Source organism: Streptomyces sp. NBC_00654, from assembly GCF_026341775.1.
GTDB lineage: Bacteria > Actinomycetota > Actinomycetes > Streptomycetales > Streptomycetaceae > Streptomyces.
This window is the reverse complement of the sequence record NZ_JAPEOB010000002.1, coordinates 1257722-1281181: the sequence shown is the minus strand read 5'-3', so window position 1 is coordinate 1281181 and position 23460 is coordinate 1257722. Positions and strand designations below refer to the sequence as shown.

At 69.2% G+C, this 23460-nt stretch carries 18 protein-coding genes and 1 pseudogene; 12 read left to right on the top strand and 7 right to left on the bottom strand.

The window, feature by feature from the left end; genetic code table 11:
* Positions 1 to 169 precede the first annotated feature (169 nt).
* A complete protein-coding gene (locus tag OHA98_RS25930; protein WP_266929141.1) occupies positions 170 to 1543 on the top strand; it encodes a hemolysin family protein in 1374 nt (457 codons plus the stop codon).
* Positions 1540 to 2643 carry a hemolysin family protein gene (locus OHA98_RS25925; RefSeq protein ID WP_266929140.1) on the top strand — a complete coding sequence of 368 codons (1104 nt, stop codon included), beginning with the start codon at positions 1540 to 1542 and terminating at the stop codon, positions 2641 to 2643. The genes OHA98_RS25930 and OHA98_RS25925 overlap by 4 nt, the downstream gene beginning before the upstream one ends.
* Positions 2644 to 2816: 173 nt before the next feature.
* Here OHA98_RS25925 and OHA98_RS25920 read toward each other — a convergent pair whose 3' ends face one another.
* Positions 2817 to 4757, bottom strand: coding sequence for an AAA family ATPase (locus tag OHA98_RS25920; protein ID WP_266930910.1), 1941 nt, complete (start codon positions 4755 to 4757; stop codon positions 2817 to 2819).
* Positions 4758 to 5069: 312 nt separating this feature from the next.
* The gene (locus OHA98_RS25915; protein ID WP_266929139.1) at positions 5070 to 5699 is read right to left on the bottom strand and encodes a uridine kinase; all 630 of its coding nucleotides are present in this window, start codon (positions 5697 to 5699) and stop codon (positions 5070 to 5072) included.
* Between the two features lie 184 nt (positions 5700 to 5883).
* On the opposite strand from OHA98_RS25915, the gene OHA98_RS25910 reads away from it, so the two are divergent.
* From OHA98_RS25910 to OHA98_RS25870, 9 genes are all read left to right on the top strand, one after another.
* Positions 5884 to 7254: a peptidase C39 family protein gene (locus OHA98_RS25910; RefSeq protein ID WP_266929138.1), complete on the top strand. Its 1371-nt coding sequence runs from the start codon at positions 5884 to 5886 to the stop codon at positions 7252 to 7254.
* Between the two features lie 348 nt (positions 7255 to 7602).
* Positions 7603 to 7962 (top strand): PAS domain-containing protein, encoded by a 360-nt coding sequence (locus OHA98_RS25905; RefSeq protein ID WP_266929137.1) that lies wholly within the window; start codon positions 7603 to 7605, stop codon positions 7960 to 7962.
* A 266-nt stretch (positions 7963 to 8228) separates the two neighbouring features.
* On the top strand, positions 8229 to 9689 hold the full coding sequence (locus OHA98_RS25900; protein ID WP_266929136.1) for a gluconokinase, GntK/IdnK-type: 1461 nt from the start codon (positions 8229 to 8231) through the stop codon (positions 9687 to 9689).
* 165 nt (positions 9690 to 9854) lie between these two features.
* Positions 9855 to 10694 carry an SDR family oxidoreductase gene (locus OHA98_RS25895; RefSeq protein WP_266929135.1) on the top strand — a complete coding sequence of 280 codons (840 nt, stop codon included), beginning with the start codon at positions 9855 to 9857 and terminating at the stop codon, positions 10692 to 10694.
* 34 nt (positions 10695 to 10728) lie between these two features.
* Positions 10729 to 12195 (top strand): cytochrome ubiquinol oxidase subunit I, encoded by a 1467-nt coding sequence (locus OHA98_RS25890; RefSeq protein WP_266929134.1) that lies wholly within the window; start codon positions 10729 to 10731, stop codon positions 12193 to 12195.
* Positions 12192 to 13250 carry a cytochrome d ubiquinol oxidase subunit II gene (locus tag OHA98_RS25885; protein WP_266929133.1) on the top strand — a complete coding sequence of 353 codons (1059 nt, stop codon included), beginning with the start codon at positions 12192 to 12194 and terminating at the stop codon, positions 13248 to 13250. The genes OHA98_RS25890 and OHA98_RS25885 overlap by 4 nt, the downstream gene beginning before the upstream one ends.
* Before the next feature lie 54 nt (positions 13251 to 13304).
* Positions 13305 to 15071 (top strand): sodium:proton antiporter, encoded by a 1767-nt coding sequence (locus OHA98_RS25880; protein WP_266929132.1) that lies wholly within the window; start codon positions 13305 to 13307, stop codon positions 15069 to 15071.
* Positions 15072 to 15162: 91 nt separating this feature from the next.
* Positions 15163 to 16617, top strand: coding sequence for a DUF2254 domain-containing protein (locus tag OHA98_RS25875; protein ID WP_266929131.1), 1455 nt, complete (start codon positions 15163 to 15165; stop codon positions 16615 to 16617).
* Between the two features lie 196 nt (positions 16618 to 16813).
* Complete coding sequence (locus OHA98_RS25870; RefSeq protein WP_266929130.1) at positions 16814 to 17266, top strand: hypothetical protein; 453 nt, start codon at positions 16814 to 16816, stop codon at positions 17264 to 17266.
* Positions 17267 to 17431: 165 nt separating this feature from the next.
* On the opposite strand, the gene OHA98_RS25865 is transcribed toward OHA98_RS25870, so the two are convergent.
* On the bottom strand, positions 17432 to 17686 hold the full coding sequence (locus OHA98_RS25865; RefSeq protein ID WP_266929129.1) for a hypothetical protein: 255 nt from the start codon (positions 17684 to 17686) through the stop codon (positions 17432 to 17434).
* 66 nt (positions 17687 to 17752) lie between these two features.
* Entirely contained in the window at positions 17753 to 19117 is a 1365-nt protein-coding gene (locus OHA98_RS25860) for a glutamate decarboxylase (RefSeq protein ID WP_266929128.1), read from the bottom strand.
* Positions 19118 to 19473: 356 nt separating this feature from the next.
* On the opposite strand from OHA98_RS25860, the gene OHA98_RS25855 reads away from it, so the two are divergent.
* Positions 19474 to 21321 (top strand): glycoside hydrolase family 15 protein, encoded by a 1848-nt coding sequence (locus tag OHA98_RS25855; protein WP_266929127.1) that lies wholly within the window; start codon positions 19474 to 19476, stop codon positions 21319 to 21321.
* A 514-nt stretch (positions 21322 to 21835) separates the two neighbouring features.
* Here OHA98_RS25855 and OHA98_RS25850 read toward each other — a convergent pair.
* The 3 genes and pseudogenes from OHA98_RS25850 to OHA98_RS25840 all read right to left on the bottom strand — a co-directional run.
* Complete coding sequence (locus tag OHA98_RS25850; RefSeq protein WP_266929126.1) at positions 21836 to 22438, bottom strand: hypothetical protein; 603 nt, start codon at positions 22436 to 22438, stop codon at positions 21836 to 21838.
* Between the two features lie 172 nt (positions 22439 to 22610).
* Positions 22611 to 22853 carry a hypothetical protein gene (locus tag OHA98_RS25845; protein ID WP_266929125.1) on the bottom strand — a complete coding sequence of 81 codons (243 nt, stop codon included), beginning with the start codon at positions 22851 to 22853 and terminating at the stop codon, positions 22611 to 22613.
* 253 nt (positions 22854 to 23106) lie between these two features.
* Positions 23107 to 23211 (bottom strand): annotated as a pseudogene (locus OHA98_RS25840) (NmrA family transcriptional regulator); the annotation flags it as partial.
* Positions 23212 to 23460: the final 249 nt, after the last annotated feature.

Below are 23460 nucleotides of genomic sequence, written 5' to 3'. Positions count from 1 at the left end.
TCTTCTTGATTACTCTGGAGGGCGGCGGCGCCCTGTGGCGCCCCGCCCCGCACCAGAGGGGCCCTCAGGGGCCCGCGGGGCTTTTCCTGCGACCCAAGGAGTGACTCCCTCCAGCAATGGACGGATCGTCCGGTAGTACCTGCGCCGCCCCTTCCCAGGAGGCGGCGGCATGACCACCCCCCTGCTGCTTCTGAGCGCGGCATTCCTTCTCATCCTCGCCAACGGATTCTTCGTGGCAGCCGAATTCGGGCTCGTCACCGTGGAGCGGCCGGACGCCGAACGCGCGGCCGCCGAGGGCGACCGCCGGGCCCGTACTGTCGTCGAAGCCCTGCGAGAACTCTCCTTCCAGCTCTCCGGCACCCAGCTCGGCATCACCATCACCTCGCTGGTCGTCGGCATGCTCGCCGAACCGGCACTGGCCCAGCTGCTCGCCGGACCCCTCACCGCGGCCGGACTGCCCGAAGGCGCCGCCCCCGGCGTCAGCGTGGTCATCGGCATGCTGCTCGCCGCAGCCGTCCAGATGGTGATCGGCGAACTCGTACCGAAGAACTGGGCGGTCTCCAGACCGCTCCAGGTCGCCCGCTTCGTCGCCGGACCCCAGCACCTCTTCTCGGCCGTGCTGCGGCCCGTGATCACCGCACTGAACACCGTCGCCAACCGGCTGGTGCGGCTGCTGGGCGTCGAGCCCACCGACGAGCTGGCCTCCGCCCGTACCCCGGGCGAACTGGTCTCACTGGCCAGGCACTCGGCGCGGGCCGGCACCCTGGAACAGGACACCGCCGACCTCTTCGTCCGGACGCTGTCACTGGCGGGCCTCACCGCCCAGCATGTGATGACGCCCCGGGTGAGGGTGAGCGCCCTCCAGTCGTCGGCGACCGCGGCGGACGTCCTCAACCTCACCCGCGCCACCGGCCTCTCCCGCTTTCCCGTCTACCGGGACCGCATCGACGAGGTCGTCGGCATGGTCCATCTCAAGGACGCCCTCGCCGTCCCCGCCCGGGAGAGGCTGCGCACACAGGCCGGCCGGATCGCCGTACCACCGCTCCTGGTGCCGGAGAGCCTGCCCGTCGAACAGCTCCTCCAGCGACTGCGCAACGAGCAGCCGATCGCCGTCGTCGTCGACGAGTACGGCGGCACCGCCGGAGTCGTCACCCTTGAGGACATCATCGAGGAGCTCGTCGGCGAGGTCCGCGACGAGCACGACGCGGAGGGCGACGACCGGCCCGAGCTGGCCACCGCCGTCGGCGACGACGGCCGCACCGTCTGGGACGCCGAGGGCAGCTGCCGGGTCCTCACCCTGCGCCGGATAGGCCTGGAAGTACCCGACGGGCCGTACGAGACCGTGGCCGGACTGGTCGCCGATCTGCTCGGCCGCATCCCCGCCCCCGGGGACCGCGCCGAACTGCCCGGCTGGCGGATCTCCGTCCGTCAGGTCGGCCATTACCGCGCCGAACAGGTCCGCTTCACCCGCACGCCGGACCCGGCCGGGACGGCAGCGGCCGCGGCGCCCTCCGCACGAGGGCTGCTGGAGGCCGTGCGATGAGCCTGGTCCAGCTGCTGTTCGCCGGGCTCCTGGTGCTGGCGAACGGCTTCTTCGTCGGCGCCGAGTTCGCACTCGTCTCCGTACGCCGAAGCCAGGTCGAACCGCTCGCCGCGAGCGGATCGGGCCGGGCCCGCCAGGTCCTGTACGGACTGGAGAACCTGCCGCAGATGATGGCCGCCGCCCAGTTCGGCATCACCATCTGCTCACTCACCCTGGGTGCCGTCGCCGAGCCGACCGTGGCCCACCTCCTCGAACCCGTCTTCCACGCGGCGCGGGTCCCCGAGGGGCTCATCCATCCGCTCGGCTACGCCCTGGCCCTCGTCTCCGTGGTCTTCCTCCACCTCGTCATCGGCGAGATGGTCCCGAAGAACCTGGCGATGGCGGCTCCGGAGCGGACCGCCCTGTGGCTCAGCCCCGGACTGGTCGGCTTCGCCCGGCTCTGCCGCCCCGTCACCTCGGCACTGGGCACCTGTGCCCGGCTGGTGCTGCGGCTCTTCCGGGTCGAGCCGAAGGACGAGGTCGAGGCCGTCTTCACCAGCGAGCAGCTCAACCGGCTGGTGGAGGACTCCGGGCAGGCCGGACTGCTGGAGCCGGAGGCACAGGAACGGCTGGAGGACGCCCTCGGACTGGGCAGCCGGCCGGTCACCGATGTGCTCCTGGAGCGGTCGTCGCTGGTGACGGTGGACCCCTCCGTCACCCCGCGGCGCATCGAGGAGCTGACCGTGCGGACCGGATACTCGCGCTTCCCGGTCTGCGCGGAGGGCGGTGGCCCCTTCATGGGCTACCTGCACGTCAAGGACGTCCTCGATCTGGAGGACGGCGACCGAGCCGTCCCGCAGCAGATCTGGCGCCCCATGGCCACGGTGCGCGCCGAACTGCCGCTCGACGACGCCCTGACCGTGATGCGCCGCGCCGCGACCCATCTGGCCCAGGTGGCCGACGGGTCGGGCCGGGTGCTCGGCCTGGTCGCCATGGAGGACGTCCTGGAGATGCTCGTGGGAGAGGTCCGCGACCCGGCCCACCGCGTCTCGGTACCCCGCCGCACGGTGGACGTACCGGCCGCCCAGCAGGGACGGAAGACCCTGGCGGGACGGACCTGACGGGGAGCGCCGCACACGGCCCGGTGACACCCGGTGCCGGACGTGTGCGGACCTCCCCCACCGGACGGGAGCGGATCAGGCCCGTCCGGTGAGGGGGACACCGCCCGGCGCGCGGCCCGGCGCGTTTCCGGCACCCCGGGAGGCACCGGCGGCCCGGCGCCCCGGACCGGCCCTCAGCCGGCCCCCGGCTCCTGCTGCGGTCCCCGGTCCACCGGACCCCGCCCCGAGAGCACCTCTCCGTACGCCTGCATCAGATCGGGCAGCCGCAGCGTCGCCAGATCGTCACGCGTCGGCATGGCCGCGTACCCCGACAGCCGCAGATCCCGGTACGCGCAGCTCTTCTCGTACAGCGTCCGCAGGAAGCGGCCGTTGCCCAGCTCGTCGATCCAGCCCTGGTCGACGACATGCCCGCTGATGCTGCGCAGCTCGTCCACCGACTCCTCGTCCCACACATCGCCGTTCTCGGCGGCCAGCACCCCGCCGATCGCGGTGAGCTCCAGGGGGCGGTAGCTCGGGAAGTCCACCCGGCTGGTGAAGCGGGAGGAGAGCCCGGGATTGGTGGCGAGCAGCCGGTCCATGCCCTCCGGGTAGCCCGCGAGGATGACGACGAGATGGTCCCGGTTGTCCTCGGCCCGCTTCAGAAGAACCTGAAGCGCCTCGTCGCCGTACGCGTCGCCCTTGCTGTAGCCCGAGTTGGACAGGCTGTACGCCTCGTCCACGAAGAGCACCCCGCCGAGCGCCGAGTCGATCAGCTCATTGGCCTTGACCGCCGTCTGCCCCAGGAACTCGCCGACCAGGTCGGCCCGTTGGGCCTCGACCAGATGGTCGCCGCCGAGCAGGCCCAGCGCGTAGAAGACCCGGCCCAGAATGCGGGCCACGGTGGTCTTGCCGGTGCCGGAGGGGCCGGAGAAGACGAAGTGGCGCTTCGGGGGCTGGACGGGCAGCCCCTGCTCGGCCCGCAGCCGCGCCATGTTCAGCTGCGCGGACAGGGCCTTGACCTGGCGTTTGACCGGTTCCAGGCCGACCATGCGCTCCAGTTCCGCCAGCGCGCGGGCCAGCAGCACGGGATCACTGGGCCCGGCGGGGAACGCGGTCGCCCTCGGCGCTCCCGCGGCCTTGTGCCGTACGCCCTCGACCGGCGGTGGCGCGGCGGCCACCGGTTCCGCGTCCGGCCACGGCTCCCTGCCCTCCACGAGCTCGGTGCCGAGCGGGGAGTCGGCCTCCGGCTGGGGTTCCGCGCCGGTGGCGTCCGCGCCGAACCCGGTCAGTGACACGGAGGCCAGATCCGCCGATTCGTCGTACCCGTCGCCCTCGGAGATCGCCGCGAGCCGGGCGGAGGTGTCCATGAAGGCCGGATCGACGCGGTGCACCGCACGGTAGAGCGGCAGGGCGGCGGCGCTGCGCCCCGTCCCCTCGTGGGCCCTCGCCAGCCAGTAGCGCAGCTCCTTGCGCTGCGGCTGTTCGCTGCGGCAGCGCATCAGGGCGGCCGAGAGGAGCGGTTCGGCCTGTCCGTACATCTCCATGCGTACCCGCGCCATGCCGCCGAAGAGTCCGGCCTCGATGCCGAGCATCGGATCGTCGACGAGCTGCTCGGTGTTGCGGACGAGCTGGTCCCAGTCCTTGACGAGATAGGAGCGGCAGGCGTGCAGGAACCGCACCTGCGGGTCCGTGTCGACCGGGGGCAGCCCGGCCAGCGCCCGGTCCAGCTCCGGCACATGGCGGCCGTCCAGCCAGTGCGAGGCGTGCGCGAGCAGCAGATCGCGCGGGCTCTCCAGCACCGGCTGGACCCACCAGCCCAGCCAGTACCAGGAGTTGAGTGTGCGGCGATGACGGGAGCGCTGCTCGCCGAAACGCTCGCGGTGGCGGTACATGCGCAGCAGCGCCGTGGTGGTGTCGATGCGCAGCGCGTGCAGTCCGAGCCAGCCGTCCGCCATGCCGGGATCGAACCGCACCGCGGTTCTGAACTCCTCCTCGGCCTGCGGATACGCGCCCATGGTGTAGGCGTCCACGCCGCGCAGCCAGGCGAGGTCGGCCGGGGCCTGTGCGCCCTGCGTGCCGATGTCCATCAGGTCCCCCACAAACCGTGCCCCCAGGATGTCCCGCCCGCACAGCATGCCCACCGGAGCGCGCTGAATCACTGTGCCGAGGAGGGGAATTGACCGCACCGAGGTGCATCGTACCGGTACGGAGGGTGAGCGGCTAAGAGGCCGTAGGCGCAGGTGAGACCGTGACCGAGGGTGATCGGATCGTCCTCGGTGGCAGGAAGGGAAGGGCGATGAGCGCAGAACGAAGCCCCCGATCACGGGGGAACAATCGGGGGCTTCGCGTCCGCGGGGGCTCCGAAAAGCCGCACAATGAGAACGTAAGACCTGTAAGGCCCCTCGGTCAAGCCGAGTTGGGGTACTTCCGGGCCGATTTCCGGCTGCTCAGCACGATCCCGTAAGCCATTCACCCTGGGTGACGGAACGGTTCATTCCTGCATCGGTACGAGGCCCCGGCAGCCACTCGTACCCCTCGGGCAACTGGCGTACCAGCGCATCGGCGAAGGGCCGTGAGGGATCGTCGGCGAAATGCCGCTCCTCGGCGGCGGTCCAGCCGTCCCAGAACTCCGAGAGCTCCGGCCCGTCGCGGTGCCTGCCCCGCGCCCAGGACGCGGCCCGGTCCCACTCCATCCAGTACAGCGCGGCAAGCCGCGGGCGCAGCGCCCGGCGGCCGGCCCCCACCCCCTCGATCAGCACGACGGGCGCGGGCTCCACCGTCCGCGCCGGGCCGAAGCGCCGGGCGGTCCAGTCGTACGGGGTACAGCGGGCGGTCTCCCCGCGCGAGAACGGCCGGAGCACCTGCTCGCGCAGCCGGTCCGTCCAGTCGAAGAACTGTTCGTGGGTGGCGAAGTCGTCCAGGTGCAGTACGGGTGCGCCGCCGAGCGCCGCCGCGAGCCGGGCCGCGAGGGTGCTCTTGCCCGAGCCCGCGTGTCCGTCGATCGCGACCAGCCGCACCGGCCCGCAGGAAGGGGGCAGGGAGCGCAGGGCTCCGGCCGGGCCGGTCAGGTCGTTCATGTGTCCAGCGTACGCAAGGGCCGCCGCCTGTCCGGAGCCGCCGCAGGTCACGCCAGTGGAGCAGACCAATATTGGTGACGCGGCACAGGACGAATCACTGGCCGAATGCGGCGGTGACCCGGGATAGTTGGCGCACCGATCGGCATCCGCAGCCCCATTCCGCTCACGACCGGGGGTCTCGCCCATGACCAGACCGACTTCACGCAGAACCGTACTGACCGCCGCACTCGCCGCGGCGGCGGGCACCGGCCCGGTGATCGCCGCAGGCTCCGCGACGGCCGCGGCCCCTTCCTCCCCCCGATCCCCAGCACCCCTGGCGGCAGTCTCGGACGTGGACAACCGTTTCTGGAGCACCTACACCGACTGGCGCTGCGGCTCGGGGGACGGAACCCGTGCCGTGGCCGGCCGCAGGCCCGGTCTGGTGATCGCCGCCCCCGCCGGGCGCACCGACTACACCGACCCGCACACCGGGAGGACCACCGCCTGGGAGTACGCGACCTGGACCTCACCCGTCCACCGCTCCACCGTTCCGGCCACCGAGGTGATCGCCTCGTGGAACGCCGACACCCCGGCAGGCACCTGGATCCAGGTGGAGCTGGGCGGCGAGTACGCGGACGGCACCACGACGCCCTGGTTCGTCATGGGGCGCTGGGCGGCCGGCGACGGCGACATCCGGCGCACCTCCGTCGACGGCCAGACCGACGGCAGGAGCTCGGTGTGGACCGACACGTTCTCCGTGGACGACCCGGCGAGCGGGCTGCGGCTGGCCTCGTACCGGCTGCGGGCGACGCTCCACCGCACCCCGGGCAGCCGGCTCACCCCGACGCTGTGGCGGCTGGGCGCGATGGCCTCGGACGTCCCCGACCGGTTCACCGTCCCGGCCAGCACCCCCCGCCTCGTCCGCGAACTGCCGGTGCCGCGCTACTCGCAGAACGTCCACGTGGGGGAGTACCCCGAGTACGACAACGGCGGTGAGGCGTGGTGCAGCCCCACCTCCTCGCAGATGATCATCGAGTACTGGGGACGCAGGGCCACGGCGGAGGACCTCGCGTGGGTGAAGCCGGGCCTCGCCGACCCGCAGATCTGCCACGCGGCCCGGTACACCTTCGACTACCAGTACGAGGGGTGCGGCAACTGGCCCTTCAACGCCGCCTACGCCGCCACGTACCGGGACATGAGCGCGGCCGTCACCCGGCTCGGCTCGCTGACCGATGTGGAGCGGCTGGTCCGCGTGGGCATCCCCGTCATCACCTCCCAGTCCTTCCTCAAGGAGGAGCTGACCGGGGCGGGCTACGGGACCTCGGGCCATCTGATGACGGTGATCGGCTTCACCGAGCAGGGCGACATCGTCGCCAATGACCCCGCCTCGCCCGACAACCCCGCCGTGCGCCGCGTCTATCTGCGCCGTGAGTGGGAGAACATCTGGCTGCGTACGAAGCGGTACGACGCCAACGGCAAGGTCAGAAGCGGTACGGGAGGGGTCTGCTACCTCTACTGGCCCGCCAAGCCGGCACCGAGCCAGCGCCGCGTACTGCGCTCGCTCGGGCTGGCCTGACCGTGTGAGCCCTGCGGCCGCCTCGGTCCTGATGGCGGCGCTCCCGGCCGTCCCGGGCGAGGTGGCCGTGTTGGTTCACCGTGGCCTTGACCCGAGCGGTGTCCGAGCCATCGAGGCACATGATGGAGGGACACGTCGCTCGTCAAGGTCATGTCGGGCGCCGTACGCGAGGGGTCGGGCGTCTGTCCCGTGCCGAGGTGCGGATCCTTCGTGAGCGTCGCAACCTGGAGGGAAGCGGGCACGCAGGTACAGACATGGGGCCAGGTGGGGACCGTCGGGGGAGATGCGGAGGCGATCCGGCCTATGGCATCCGACGACGCGCTGCTGGTCGTGGACGTGTCGTGAACCGTGCTTGAGTGCACCGAAGAGGCAGAAGAATGGTGGGGGGCGCGCCGAGCGGCATCCGGCGCGGGTGAAGGCCCGCTCGGTAAGGCTCTGCTCAGAGCACTGTTGACTCCGTCGCCCGTAGGGATGCACGTCCTCGACCCCGACCTGCGGATCCTGCGGGTGAACACGGCAGCCCACGGCATCAGCGGAATACCTGCCGGGCGCCTGGTCGGGCGCCGACTGGCCGACGCGTTCCGATTCACCAGCCCCGACCGCCACTGCGGCCATGGTGCGGAGCGTCCTCGCCACCGGCGAGCCCGCGATCGGCAGGCTCGTGGCTGCCGACCCGCCCAGACGGCATTTGTCGCACCGACCGCCTGAAACGGAGGAACCTGTATGACGAGCGATTGGGTGGCACCCCGTAGCGCAGTGTGGGCAAGGACCGTAGACCCTGCGCCGGCCGGACTCAGCGTGATCGCGAACGTCATGTGGCTGCCTCAGGCACCGTTCCGGGCATTGGCGCTCATCACGATCGACGTATTTGTCATCCTGGCCTTGTGTACGGCCCCCCGACCCCTGAGGGCTTGATGTCCGGCATGTCCGCGGCTGCCGCTCACGACGGGTCTTGCGAACCGTCGACTCCTGTGGTGCTGATCGTCGGTATGTCCGGCTCCGGCAAGACCACGGTGGGCCAACTGCTGGCCGAGCGGCTCGGCTGTTCCTATCGGGACGCGGACGAGTTCCACTCCGCGACAGCACGGGCCGCGATGGCGGCCGGGCAGGCTCTCACGGACACCGATCGCGAGCCCTGGCTGGATGCCATCTCCGCATGGCTGGACCACGAGATCGCCGCGGATCAGCCGGCGGTTGTTACCTGTTCCGCCCTCAAGCGCGCCTACCGTGACCGGCTTCTGCGCGGGAGGCCTGAAGTGCGTCTGGTGTACCTGCACGGCACACCGGAGCTGAACCGCTCCCGGCTCTCAGACAGACGAGGACACTTCTTCCCGGAGAGCCTGCTGGAGAGCCAGATCGCCGCTTTCGAGGAACCGGAACCGGACGAGCGTCCGCTGGTGGTGGAGATCGATCGACCGCCGGAGGCGATCGTCGCCGCGCTGGTCTCGCTGCTGCACCGCGAACCCGCAGACGTCAGGGCATTCCATGGGCGCGCCGAGGGATTCACTGCAGCCGCTCCCGGCAGCCCGACTGGTGAACAGTGGACCTTGAGAGGGAAGGGGCAGAGAGCAGTCGTGGTCCAACTGGGCGCCGCCCTGCGCCACTACGAGGCGGACGGCCTGACCCTGCTGGACGGCTTCGCCTCCGACGCCCCCATTACCGGCGGGAGAGGTCAACTGCTCGTCCCGTGGCCCAACCGCATCGGCGGCGGCCGCTACCACTTCGCCGGAACGGACCTGCAACTCCCGCTCACCGAACCGGGGAAAGGCAACGCGATCCATGGCCTCGTACGCTGGGTCCCGTGGCAGTTGCACGCCCGAAGCGAGGAATCACTGAGGCTGGGTACGCTTCTCCGTCCCCAACCGGGCTATCCCTTCCTGTTGGACGTGACCGCCGAGTACCGCCTGGGGCCCGCCGGCCTCGACGTCATGGTTTCCGCGACCAATGTGGGGGACGGGCCCGCGCCCTATGGCGTGGGGCAGCATCCGTATCTCACGCTCGGCACCGGCCTGGTCGACACGGTTCTGCTGACCGTGCCCGCACGGGACCGCTTTCTCAGCGACGACCGGGGCCTGCCGACCGGCCAGGAGCCCGTCGAAGGTTCGGACGTCGACTTCCGTGCGGCACGCCCCATCGGATCCCGACAGATGGACACCGCCTTCAGCCTCGACCGCGTCGACGGCGACGTGTCCGTGGTACGGCTGGCGCACCCTTCGGGGACTCACGGAGTGGATGTCCGGCTCGGCGAAGGCGTTCGATACGTGCAGATCTACACGGGTGACAGTCTGCCGGAGACAGAACGCCGACGGGGCGTCGCGGTGGAGCCCATGTCCTGCCCCCCGGACGCCTTCCGTAGCGGCCTCGGCCTCGACGTACTGGAGCAGGGTGCCACCCATGTACTCCGATGGGGCCTCACGGCATGGCAGGCGTCATGAACGTCGCCCGGCGCCGCAGCTGAGCCGACCGGGGGAAGCCGCTCCGCCCAATGGCCCAGCAGCGGCCCGTCAGGACTGCGGCCCCGCTCGTCCGGTGATTGCCTGATACCCGCCTGCCGGGCAGTAGCCGGGCGGACCGGAGCCGCAGCGAGGAGACAGGGCATCATGGATTCCCACGTCGAGGCAGTGCGGGGTGCTCTGCCGTCCGACTTGCTGAAGGGCCAGACAGCTCTGGTGACCGGCGCCAATTCGGGCATCGGCAAGGGCACGGCCATCGCGCTGGGCCGGGCGGGCGCCGATGTGGCGGTGAACTACGTGAGCGACCGGGAAGCCGCCGAGCAAGTGGTCGAGGAGATCACGTCGTTCGGGGTGCGTGCGGTGGCCTACGAGGCGGACGTGTCGCAGGAGACCCAGGTGACGGCGATGGTGGACCGGACGGTCCAGGACTTCGGGACTCTCGACATCCTGGTCGCCAACGCCGGTATGCAGCGTGACGCCAGGTTCACCGACATGACTCTCGCCCAGTGGCAGAAGGTGCTCGACGTCAACCTCACGGGCCAGTTCCTGTGCGCCCGGGAAGCGGCCAAGGAGTTCCGTCGGCGCGGAGTTGTCCCGGAGGTGTCCCAGGCGGCCGGGAAGATCATCTGCATGAGCTCGGTGCACCAGCTCATCCCGTGGGCGGGGCACGTGAACTACGCCTCCTCCAAGGGAGGCGTGCAGATGATGATGCAGACCCTGGCCCAAGAGCTCGCACCGGAGAAGATCAGGGTGAACGCCGTCGCTCCCGGGGCGATCAAGACCCCCATCAACCGCAGTGCCTGGGAGACGTCGGCGGCCCGCGAGGACCTTCTGCGTCTGATCCCTTACGACCGGATCGGGGACCCCGAGGACATCGCCCATGCTGTTGTCCTGCTGGCATCCGACCTTATGGACTACGTGGTGGGGACGACTCTGTACGTCGATGGCGGTATGACGCTCTTCCCAGGGTTCGCGACCGGCGGCTGACCTCTTTCGCAGGACCCGAACAGCGAAGGCGGTTATGCACACCTCGGTCCAGCTCCTGGCGAGCGCACCGGATCAACTCCTGCCGGCCCGGGAACTCATGGCCTTCACCCTGGCCTCTCACATCATCCTGGTCCCGTTGGGCGTTGCCCTGCCTCTGATCACCCTGGTCATGCACTACCGCGGGCTGCGCCACAACGATGCGACAGCCCTTCTGCTGGCACGGCGCTGGTCGGCGGTCATGGCGGTTCAGTTCGCCGTCGGAGTCGTCACCGGCACCGTGCTCTCCTTCGAGTTCGGCCTGCTCTGGCCGGGGCTGATGGGCAGGTGGGGCGATGTCTTCGGAATCGGCTTCGGGGTCGAGGCCTGGGCGTTCTTCCTCGAAGCGGTCCTCATCGCCATCTACCTCTACGGATGGCGGCGGCTGAAGCCCCGGACACACTTCCTGCTCGGGCTGCCGCTCCCGGCCGCAGCGCTCCTGGGGGCGTTCGGCATCCTGGCGGCCAATTCCTGGATGAACACGCCGCAGGGCTTCTCCCTCGACGCCGTCGGCAACCCGACGGACGTGAACATCTGGAAGGCGATCTTCACGCCGATGTTCGGGCCGCAGTACTGGCACTTCGTCGTGGCCATGCTGCTGACCGCGGGATACATGGTGGCCGGCGTTTACGCGGTCGGTCGGCTGAGGGGACGCCGGGACCGTTACCACCGGCTCGGCTTCACCGTTCCCTTCACCATCGCCGCGGTCGCGACCCCGGTGCAGTTCGTCCTGGGCGACGCGATCGCCCGGTCGGTGTTCCACAAACAGCCGGTGAAGTTCGCGGCCATGGAGATCGTCTGGAAGACCGACACCCGTGTGCCCGAGTACCTGTTCGGCCGCCTGCACTCCGACGGGTCCATCTCCGGCGGCATCAAGATTCCGCTGCTCGACTCCGTCCTCGCCGGCTTCAGCCCGAACACGAAGGTCGTAGGGCTGACGTCCGTCCCGCCGGACCAACGGCCGACAGCCGTTCAGGCGACGATCGCACACTGGGCTTTCGACATCATGGTCCTCATCGGCTCCGCCCTGGTGCTCCTCGCCCTCTGGTACGGCCTGGTCTGGCTGAGGCACCGCAGGCTTCCCGAGTCCGCGTGGTTCTACCGCAGCGCGGCCTGCGCGGGTCTGGCCTCGGTGGTGGCTGTCGAATGCGGCTGGATCGCGACCGAGGTGGGACGTCAGCCGTGGATCGTCTACCAGAACATGCGTGTCGCCGAGGCAGTCACGGCGACGCGCTCGTCCACTTTGTGGATCATGCTCGGCCTGGTGATCGTCGTATATATGTTCATCTTCGGTTCGCTCCTGGCAGTGCTGCTCAAGCTGCGCACACGATGGCGGCTCGCTGACGCACAGCAGGCCCTTGGGGCCCCGGTGGACCCGCCGGAGACGGACAGCCCGTACGGCCCCAGAGGTTCTGTCCTCGCAGGTGACGGCGGCGTCGCCGCGTCCCAGGGCGAACGGTCGTGACGGCCGACCTGATGGCAGTGGCCCTGCTGCTGGCCATCACTGCGTACACCTGCGCAGGCGGTACCGACTACGGGGCCGGCTTCTGGGACCTGACGGCGGGCGGCTCCGAACGCGGCAAGCGGCCCCGATGGCTCATCGATCACGCGATGGCACCTGTGTGGGAGGTCAACAACGTTTGGTTGATCTTCGTCTTCGTCATCATGTGGACCGGTTTCCCCACTCTCTTCCAGGCCGTGTTCTCCGCGATGTGGCTGCCACTTGCGCTGGCGGCCGTGGGCCTGGTCCTGCGTGGCGCCGGCTTCGCCTTCCGAAAGGCCGCCCGCAAGCTCGCCGACCGGCGCCTCTACGGTGCCGTGTTCGCCTTGGCCTCGCTCGTGACGCCGTTCTTCCTCGGCGCTGCTGCAGGGGGAGTCGCCTCAGGCCGCGTGAGGCTCGGTACGGAGGCGTCGGCGGACGCCTGGTCCAATCCCACCTCGATCATGTTCGGCCTGCTCGCCGTCGCCGCGACGGCCTTCCTGGGCGCGGTTTTCCTGGCAGGGGATGCCCGCCGCTTCGACGCACCCGACCTGATCGCCTACTTCCGGCGGCGCGGGCTACTGAGCCTCACCGCACTCGTGGTGCTGGTGGTGATCACCCTTTTCGTCACCGGAGAGGACGCCCCGCACGTATGGCACGGGCTCACCCACGGGGCGGGCCTGGCCTTCGGCATCGCCGCCGGAGCGGCCTCCTTCACCACCGCGTGGCTGCTCATGCGTAGACCGGGCGGCTGGGCCCGCGCCTCTGCCGTCTGCGCCGTCGCCTGCGCGGTCATCGCCTGGGGCCTGGCTCAGCGTCCCTACCTCCTTCCGACATCGATGACCGTCGCGGAAGGCGCCGGCGCATCGACCACGCTGACCTGGCTGGCGTTCGTCACCCTTGTCGCCCTGGTGATCGTGGTACCGGCCGTCGTCTTCCTGTACTGGCTCGACACCCGAGGCGATCTCGAAGAACTCACCGAGGCCGACCTGCGACGAGGCGGCGATCCCGACGGCGGTGGCAGGGCGGGCACCACCTGACCGTCCGCACGGTTCCCCACCCACCACGCCAGGACTCTGCCGAAGGGAGTTGCGGTGACAGACGACGAGATCTACCTCGGAATCGCACTGACCCTGATCCTTGCCACCGGCTCACAGATCCTGGCGAGCAAACTGCGCGTTCCCGCCCTCATCATCCTGCTGCCCGCAGGGTTCACCGCAGGCGCGCTGACGGACGTCATCCACCCCGACAAGCTGATGGGGCAGAGCTTCGACGTCCTCGTATCGATGACCGTGGCGGTGATCCTCTACGACGCCGGCCTCGGGCTCAACCTGCGCAAGCTCACCGGCCGCACGCGGTGGATCGTAGGACGGCTGTTGCTGCTCGGGGTGCTCGTCACCTTCCTGACCACCGCCGCCGTCGCACCGGCGATGTTCGACATGCCCCTCAGAGTGGCGTCGATGCTCGGTGTCATCCTGGTGGTCTCGGGCCCCACGGTCGTGGGCCCCCTCCTCGACTTCGTACGGCCCACGGACAAGGTGCGCCGCATCCTCATCTGGGAAGGGACCCTCACCGACCCGATCGGTGGCATCCTGGGCGCACTGGTCTTCCATGCCATCGCCACCACACACCGGATCGACATCGGCCGGGGCTACCAACTCGGCCAGTTCGCCCTCAGCATGGCCGTGGGCCTGGCCGGCGGCGCGGTCGGCACGGCGTTGCTGTGGCTGACGCTCCGCACGCTGCGGCTCGGCGAGACCCTCGGCACGCTGGCTCAGCTGGCCACGGTGATCGTCGTGTCCGCGGGCGCCGACATCGTGAGGGACGACACAGGACTCATCGCCGCCATCGTCACCGGCCTCGCCGTCACCAACATCAACGGATTCGACATGCCGGCGCGGCGTCCCTTCTTCGAGACTCTGGCCCAGCTGATCATCGGCCTGCTGTTCGTCTCCATCTCCTCCACCATCACACCGGCGTCACTCGTACCCGTGCTCCTTCCCGCCCTCGCCCTCATCGCCATCCTCGTCCTCGTGGTACGTCCACTCGTCGCGTACGTGTCGACTGCACGCGCCGGGCTGACCCCGGGCGAACGGGCTTTTGTCGGATGGATGGCCCCTCGTGGCATCGTCGCGGCAGCCACAGCGACGGCCTTCTCCGCGAACCTCGTCGACAGGGGAGTCGACGGGGCCGCCAGAATCCTGCCCGTCACGTTTCTCGTGATCGTCGGCACGGTCCTCCTGTACGCCCTGAGCGCGGCACCGGTCGCCAGAATGCTGGGCATCGTCAAACCCGCCGGGACGCGGATCCTGCTCGTGGGCGGCGAGCCCTGGGTGGTGGATCTGGGAAGGAGCCTGAAATCCGCCGGCTTCGACCTGCTGATGTGGGCAGGCCTCGAGCAGGAGCGCCAAAGGATCACGGAAGCCGGTGTCGAACTCGCCACGGGTGATCTGCTGGCCACGGCCACCAACCCGGGTGCCCGGCTGGAGGGCGTGACGGCAGTGTTCCTGGCCACGGACGACGACGACTTCAACGCGCTCGCTTCGGTCGTGATGCAGGACAGCGTCGAAGGACCGGTCTACCGGGTCGGACCTCCGCACGACAGCCATGGAGTCGTGGCTCCCTATACCGGCGGGGACATCCTCTTCGGCAGATCGCTGGTCCGCCACGCCCTGGCCGCGCGGTACGAGTCGGGGGCGCGCTTCCTGGTTCAACCGGCCTCCTCTCCACTGCCGCCCGGGAGCGAGACCCTCTTCGTGGTCCGTGACGACCTGAGGCTGGAACCCGTCACCGAGAAGCGGCGGGCCACTCCCGGGCAAGGCGACAGTGTCGTGCTGCTGGCCCCCGGAACCGAGCAGTGAGGCTCACTCGCGTACGTGTCGCGCCTGACCGCGGCGGAATGTGCCCGCACCATGGCACCGAGGAGCCGGCGTCCGAAGGGAGGGATGCCGCATGCGCATCATGATGTCCTGGGCCTCCGCATTCCGGCTGCGGCAGTACGTGAAGGCCAGCTTGTGGATCAGCCCGTTGTTCGGTCTCGTCCTGGGAGTTGTTCTGGCCGAACTGGCCATTACCGCCGACGCATCGGACTGGCCACCGAGCGGCTGGCGTTATTCGGCGACGACGGCGAGCGGAGTGCTGAGCTCCATCGTCGGGTCGATGATCGCCCTTCTGGGGTTCGTTGTGACCATCGGTGTTCTCGTCATTCAGCAGGCAACCGGAACGTTGTCCCCGAGGTATATGCGCCTCTGGTACAGGGACCGGCTGCAGAAGACCGTGCTGGCCACCTTCACCGGCACATTCGCGTTCGCTTTCTCCTTGCTGCGCAGTATCGAGTCGAGTTCGGTGCCGGACCTCGGGGTCACCCTGGCCGGCGGAGCCGTAGCCGTCAGCCTGTTGCTGCTGCTCGTCTATCTCAACCGCTTCACCCACAATCTCAGGCCGGTGGCCATCGCCGATCTCGTCGGCCGCATGGGGGAGGACGTCTTCGAGCGCGGGACCGGGATGATCAGGGCCTCGGCGCCGGACGGTGGTGGAGGCGCAGACAGCCTGGGCGGAAGGGTGACCGTCGTCCGCGCGACCCGAGGCGGAGCCGTGCAGGCACTGGATACGGCAGGCCTCGTGGCTGTCGCCGCGCGGCACGACTGTGTGCTCTCGGTGCCCCACGTGATCGGTGACTACGTCCATCGGGGCGCCGTCCTCGTCGAGATCCATGGCGGCACGTCCATCCCTGACAGTCGGCGGGTCACCGGTCTGATCGCGCTCGGTCCCGAGCGGACGATCGAACAGGACCCGGCCTTCGCCCTGCGGGTGCTCGTCGACATCGCCATCCGCGCCCTCTCGCCCGCTGTCAACGATCCCACCACCGCCGTGCAAGTCCTCAATCACACCGAGTCGTTCCTCACCGTTGTCGGCCAGTCGCCGCTCCCTGGCCGGTATGTCCTGGCCGGTGACGACGGCAAGCCGCGGCTCGTGCTCCGGGGGAGGGCATGGGAGGACTACCTTCAGCTCGCCGTCTCCGAGATCCGAGACTACGGGGCAACGTCCGTGCAGGTCTGCCGACGGTTGCGGGCGCTGCTCGACGGGCTGCTCGACAGCCTGCCGCCCACCCATCATCCGGCGGTCCGGGGAGAGTTGGTTCTCCTGCGCGAATCGGTGGAACGGGCGTTTCCCGATGCGGCGCGCCGTTCCCTCGCACAGACGGCCGACAGTCAGGGCTGGGAGGCAGCTCCCGGCCTGGCCGATAGCCGGGGTGGCCGTTTCTCCAGCCAGGCGGAGCCGGCCTCGCACCGGGTCCGGGCGCCCGCTCGGCGTTGCTCCACCCAGCCGTGTCGGACGGCTGCACCCAATCCGGACTCCGGCTATGTCCATGAGGCGGCGAAGACGTCGGTGCAGCGTGCGCGGTGACACTCCGAGCTGTGTCGCGGCCGTCGGGTCGGTCAGACCGGCGAGCAGGAGGGTGAGGATCCTCCGGTCCAGGTCGGTCGGGCCTTCCGCACCGACCTCGACACGCGGATCCGCTTCTCTGCCGGAGCCCGACAGTTCGAGCGGGTGCGGCGGCGCGCCATACGGTCTCGAACAGCGCGTCCAGCAGGCCGCCGCGGTGCAGCAGCACGGTGCCGGGCTATCCCGCGGGCGTGACGGCCAGTGGGACGAGGCCGAGGTCGGCGTCGGCCAGTACGAGTTTCATGGGCAACTGGTCGGCGACACGCAGTTCCACGCCGTTGCGCAAGGAATCGATCGCTTCGGTGATGATGCCGGGCTCTGCCAGTACGGCCCGGTCCAGTACGGCCCGGAAGCGCACGCCGCGGCCGATGGCCATCGGTTCGGCCGAGTTCTCGTCCGGGGCACGGCGACGAATGGCGCGGTGATGAAGGTGCGGACCTGTCTGCGGGCGGCCTGCTGCACCTGGAAGAAGCGATGGTGGATGGCGTCGACGCCCGTGACGACCTCGATCAGATCGCTGATGCTGTTCCCGGTCATCACCGCCCGGTGTTCCTCGGCGAAGGTCGCCAGCGCCTGCTCGGCCACTCGAACCCGTCTCGGCGCTGGGTGATGAGAGCGCCCAGCGCCACGGCCGGCGGAGCGGCCGTGAACCGCTCGTCCGCCGAACTGATGACCAGTCCCCACCCGACCAGGTGGCACAAGGCTCTGTCGACGTGGGCCTGCGGCACTTCGAGCAGATCCGACAGCAGCGTCGCGGTGTAGTTCGGCCGTCCGATCAACGCCTTCGCACCGGCCGCGACTGCGGCGGGACCTCGTCGCTGCGCTCGATTACGACGACCTTGCCCTTGGCGCGGACCTTCTCGTATTCGGTCGCCGCGTCGTTGCCCGCGTAGACGGCGCCCAGCGTGTCCGAGGCGGTGCCCGCCTGCACCCGTGACTCGAAGCGCAGCCGACCGCTCGACGTGCTCATGCCGAGCTGCGGCTCGCCCTTGCGCCTGCGGGTGGTGAGCAGGAACTCACCGTGCTTCATCGGCTCCGTCGGTGCGACGTGGACGTCGTCGTATTGGCAGGCTGCTGGGGACGATCGGGGAGTGCGTCAGTAACCGGTCCCGCGCTTGACCTGGGCCCGCTCGACACCGTGAGTCGAACCCTTGTCGTCCAAGGTGCGACACGCGTCGGTGATGTCCTGGCTCAGGCGATGGATCTGCTCGCGGCTCAGGGTCTCCTTGACCAGGGCACGCAGGATCTTCACCCCCTCCGCGTCGGGCGGCAGGGTGTACGCCGGCACCATCCAGCCGCGCTCGGCCGAGAGCTGCCAGGCAACGTCGGACTCGTCGTAGGAGTGCTTGCCAGCGAGTCGGAAAGCGACAAGGGGCAGCTGCTCAGCGTCGCTGCCGATCACTTCGAAGCGGCCGCTGTTACGTAGGTTCTCCGCCAACGCGTGGGCGTTCTCCTGCATGATTTTCATGACATAGGTGTAGCCCTGGCGGCCGAGACGCACGAAGTTGTAGTACTGCGCGAGCACCATTGCCGAGCCGGTTGAGAAGTTCAGGGTGAACGTCGCGTCGGTCTTGCCCAAGTAGTTCTCGTAGAACACGAGGTTCTGAGCCAGGTCGGACTCCTCACGGAAGATCAGCCAGCCGACGCCGGGGTAGACCAAGCCGTATTTGTGGCCCGAGACGTTGATGGAGCGGACCTGTTCGAGCTGGAAGTCCCATGTGGAGTCCGGATAGAGAAAGGGCCACACAAAGCCGCCGCTGGCCGCGTCGACGTGGATCGGGATGTCGAGGTCTCGCTCTTTGCGGACATCCCGCAGGAGCTTGTCGATCCCGACGACGTCGTCCTTGTGTCCGGTGAAGGTGGTGCCCAGGACGGCGACGACGCCGATCGTGTTCTCGTCGAGGTGGGGCTCCACGTCCTCCGGGCCGATGGTGTACTTACCCTCGGCAAGTGGCACGATCCGCGGCTCGACGTCGAAGTAGCGGCAGAACTTCTCCCACACGACATGGACGTCCCCGCCGAAGATCAAGTTCGGCCTGTCGACCGACAGGTTGGCCGCCTGGCGGCGCTCGCGCCATTTCCACTTCAGTGACAGCGCGCCGAGCATGATCGCCTCGGAAGAGCCCTGGGTCCGGCATCCGGTCGTCTTTCCCGGCGCGTGGAAGAGGTTGGCGAGCATGCGCACGCAACGCTGCTCGATCTCGGCGGAAATGGGGTACTCCGCATGGTCGATAAAATTGCGGTGGAGATTCTCGGCGATGAGTCGTTGCGCCTCCGGCTCCATCCACGTGGTGACGAACGTCGCGAGGTTGCGCTGGGGGTCGCCCTCCATGGCGAGATCGACGTCCACGAGCCTCATTGCGTCCGTTGCGGCCATGCCTTTTTCGGGGAAAGTATCCGAGGGGGCGGGCGCGGTCAGAAATCGATTGCCAAAGAGGGCCGCGTCGTCGCGCATAGTCATACGGCGGATTCAAACAGTTCCGGTGCTTGCCTCCGGGAGGGACACGCCGAGGCGTAATACGCGGCTTCGGATATGGATGAGGCCGCGTATCGCCGCTATTCACGCGCGAATTTCGACCCGCGAAGGGGCCAGGGCCGGGGGCCGGCCGGAAGCGCGGAACGGGTGCCATGTACACCCCGCTTCGGCCACGCCGCCCCCACCATGCGCAGAAACCCGCGGTACGCCGGAACACGGCGTGGGCCGCACGCGGTGGCGGAGAGTGTCTCGCCCCTGTCGCCACCTCGCGTCACCACCTCGCCAGGACGGGGCACCGTCCCTGGCCTAGGCTTGTCATTCGGGGTCGAAAGGGGTTCAAAATGGACGATTACCCCCTCATTGAGAACCACGGTCTGATTGGCGATCTACAGACCGCAGCACTCGTGACGACCGATGCGACTGTCGACTGGTTCTGCTGCCCGCGCTTCGACTCACCCAGCGTCTTCGGTGCTCTGCTCGACCGGCAGCGGGGCGGACACTGCACTGTCAGGCCGGCTGCGGACACGTACACCACCAAGCAGCTCTACCATCCGGACACCGCCGTGTTGGTGACGCGCTTCATGACTGAAGCCGGGGCGGGCGAGGTGGTCGATTTCATGCCGGTGACCGGCGCGACGGCGACGGACCGGCACCGTTTGGTCCGCATGCTGCGCTGTGTCCGGGGGAGCATGACGTTCGAGGGCGAGATCGCTCCGCGCTTCGACTACGGCCGTAAGCCGCACGAGCTACACATCACCGAGCATGGGGCCGTGTTCACTTCGCAGGACATGGACCTCGCTGTCCACACCGTCCGTGAGCCCCAGGACGAGCGGCTGCTGAACACTCTCTCCGGTGACAACGACCTGCGCTTCACCCTGACTCTGCAAGCGGGGCAGCAGCGCGGGCTGGTCCTGGAGTCGTCCCCCGGCGGGCCGCCGCACGAGGTCCGAGGAGCGGAGTTCGAGGAGCTATTCGATGAGACGGTCCTCTTCTGGCGCTCCTGGCTGGGGCAGTCCACCTACACGGGCCGTTGGCGGGAAGCGGTGGAGCGTTCAGCCGTGACCCTGAAGCTCATGACCTACGCGCCGACCGGCGCCCTGGTCGCGGCCCCCACGGCAGCTCTGCCCGAACAGCTGGGGGGAGAGCGTAACTGGGACTACCGGTTCACCTGGATCCGTGACGCGTCGTTCTCGGTGTACGCCTTGCTGGGCATGGGATTCAGGGAAGAGGCGGCGGCGTTCAACAGCTGGCTGCACGATCGGGTGAAGGAAGAGGCAGGCCAAGGCGACGGCGCGGGGCCACTGAACATCATGTACCGCGTCGACGGCTCGTCCGACATGGTCGAGGAGGCCCTGGAGCATTGGGAGGGCTACTGCGGCTCCGCGCCGGTCCGCATCGGCAACGGAGCAGCTACCCAGCGGCAACTGGACATCTACGGTGAGGCACTCGACAGCATCTACTTCGCACACCAGCACGGCATGCACCTCGACCACAGAGGCTGGACCGCGCTGCACACTCTTCTCGACTGGCTGGTGGACCACTGGGACCAGCCCGGAGAGGGGCTGTGGGAGACCCGCGGCGGCCGGAAGGACTTCACCTACGGCCGCGTGATGTCCTGGGTGGCCTTCGATCGTGCCCTCCGGATCGCCTACGACGACGGACGCCCCGCCGCCCGTGGTCGCTGGGTGGACGCGCGTGACGAGATCTACGCGCAGGTGCTCAGCCGGGGTTGGGACCCGCAGAAGCGGGCCTTCGTCCAGCACTACGGCGACGATGTGCTCGACTCGTCGCTGCTGCGCATGCCGACGGTCGGCTTCATCACCCCCGATGATCCGATGTGGAAGTCCACGCTGGACGCCATGGAGCATGAGCTGGTCAGCGACAGCCTGGTCTACCGCTACAACCCCGAGGCGTCCCCTGACGGGTTGCGTGGCTCCGAGGGAACGTTTTCACTGTGCACGTTCATGTACGTCGATGCCCTGGCGCGGGCCGGGCGCACCGATCAGGCCCGGCTGGTGCTCGAGAAGATGCTCACTTATGCCAACCACCTGGGCCTGTACTCCGAGGAGATCGGTCTGACGGGGCGGCAACTGGGTAACTTCCCGCAGGCCTTCACGCACTTGGCCCTGATAGACGCGGCGATCACCTTGGACGCGAAGCTCAATGGGGCAAGCAGGGGCGGGACCTAGGGGCTCAGCCGCCCGTGCGCGATGCCGACCGTCCCTGCCGAACACCGCGGCTCCCGTGCCTGCCCGATGTGGTCACCAAAGATGTCGACGCCACACGCGAGATGTGTCACCGAGTAGCTCGCCTCCTGCGAACAGTTCTCGGTCCTACGTACGTGCCCGGCGCTGTCGACCTGTGCCCCCATGGGGCACTGCTGGGTGAGATGGCGGGTTGATTACGCGTCCCCGTCAGGCGCGGCACGGAATGCACGGTGCTCGCCAAAGCCAACGATGGTCGAGGGTTCGTACGTGACCTCCGAACGGCAAGGTCAGGAGCGGTACGGGCGGGGTCTGCTACGTCTACTGGCCCGCCGGGCCGACGCCGGGCCAGCGCCGGGTTCTGAAGTCGCTCGGCCTGCTCTGAGCCGCCCTGGCCGGGGCGGGCCGGCCCCGGCCCCGGCAGTTGGCCCGCTCCCCGCCTCGCAGCAGGTGTGTGACACGGTGTGGTACGGGGGCGAGCAGGGTGATCCTCAGGTACCTACACGGCGCGGTACAGGCCGCGGCCCGTGCGGCGGACCCGGGACGTGCCGACCAAGCGGTCGAGGGTGCTGCGGACAGCGTTGATGCTGGAGCTGTCCGTGGCGCGGCCGAGCGCCGCGGCGACATCGCGCGCGCGTACCTCGACATCGCCGACTCCGGCGAAGTACTCCAGGATCTGTTCGGTGAGCCTGCCGTACTGCTTCTGCCCGCCCGCTTCGGGGGAGGACACCGGCGCCGGGCCGTGTTCCTCGGGGGCGGCCGTGGACCCAGCCCCCCGGCCGGGGCCGGGGCTCGGACGTCCGGCCGTCGCCGCGGCGTCGGCCGGAGGCACCGCGGGCGTCCGCGGCAGCGGTTCCCCGTGTGCGGCAGTCCCGGACCTGTGGCCGGGCGAGGTGCCGACGGTGCCGGAAGGTGCCGATCCGGCGGGGGACATCAGGGTCTGAAGGGCCCCGAGAGCCCGCTGTACGGAGCTGAGATGGGCGACGACCGCGGCGAGTTCCCGCTCCAGGGCCTGCTTCTGGATCATCAGACGGGCGAGGTCCTCCTGCAGGCTCTCCGCGGTGACCTCGATGTCATGTGCCCTGTGGGTTACGGAGACCATGTGTTCCTCTCGTCCTCGACCCGTTGTGGCCGCATCCGCGCCCGGCGTCCCTCGACATGTTGTCCGGTTCCCACGTGGGGTACTGCCGGACATCATATGCGGGTACACCCTCGCGTCGACGAGAGACCGAGGCCGCCCCAACGGCGCTTCACGCACGCCTCCTCCAGGTCTCTCAGGACGTGCGCGGCCCCCTCCGTGGAGGCAGGAGCCCGGAGGAGGGGCTCGGCGGGGGGAGCGCGTCCTCGGAGCTGACGGCCCGAAGCCGGTGCAGGGTGTCGGACACGGACTGCATCTGCGCGTTGAGCAGAGCGAGCGATCGGCGCAGGTCGGTGATCCGGGACTGGAGCGAGAAGGCCTCCGCGGCCAGGGACTGCGCGGTGGCCGCGACGGTGAGTGGGGTATCGGAGCGCTTCAAAGGGGGCGGCCTTTCCGCGTGCACGGGAAACGCATGGCGTGGGAGCCGGTCGGGTGCCCGTACGGGCCGGTGCGGAATGCCGTGGCCGCATCGCCGGTTACGGGACGGCCTTCAGCCGTTCTCCTCGTGCGCTGGATGTCGAACGGGGTGGAATTCGAGAATGGCCGGACGGGAATCCACCGCGATGGCTTCCGTACGGCGAAAGGGGGCGCCGTTCCCGGGGTGGCCCCGCTGCCAGGACCACCCCGGGAACTCATGACTGCTGGGCCGGCCAGTCGGTGAAGCGGGTGCCGGCGATCTGCGCGTCGGGACCGGGCAGGAGCGTGGTCTCCCCGAGCGCGGCGCCGAAGTACGGGGCGCGCGGAGCCGGCACCGCCCGGTGGCCGCGCTCGTTGAGCCCGGCGACCAGCTTCGGGCCGATGAGCCCGGTAACGCCGATGACGACAACCTGCATGAGGGGAATCCTCTCGGGAGATTCTTGGACGCGCCCGCGCGGTCTGAGATCTGTCAGCGCTTCGGCATCGACTTCTTTCCGGCTTCATCGAGTAAAGACCGGAGGGCCCCTGCGTTTGTGACAGGTGCCCGGAAGAATCTCCGAACCTTTCTT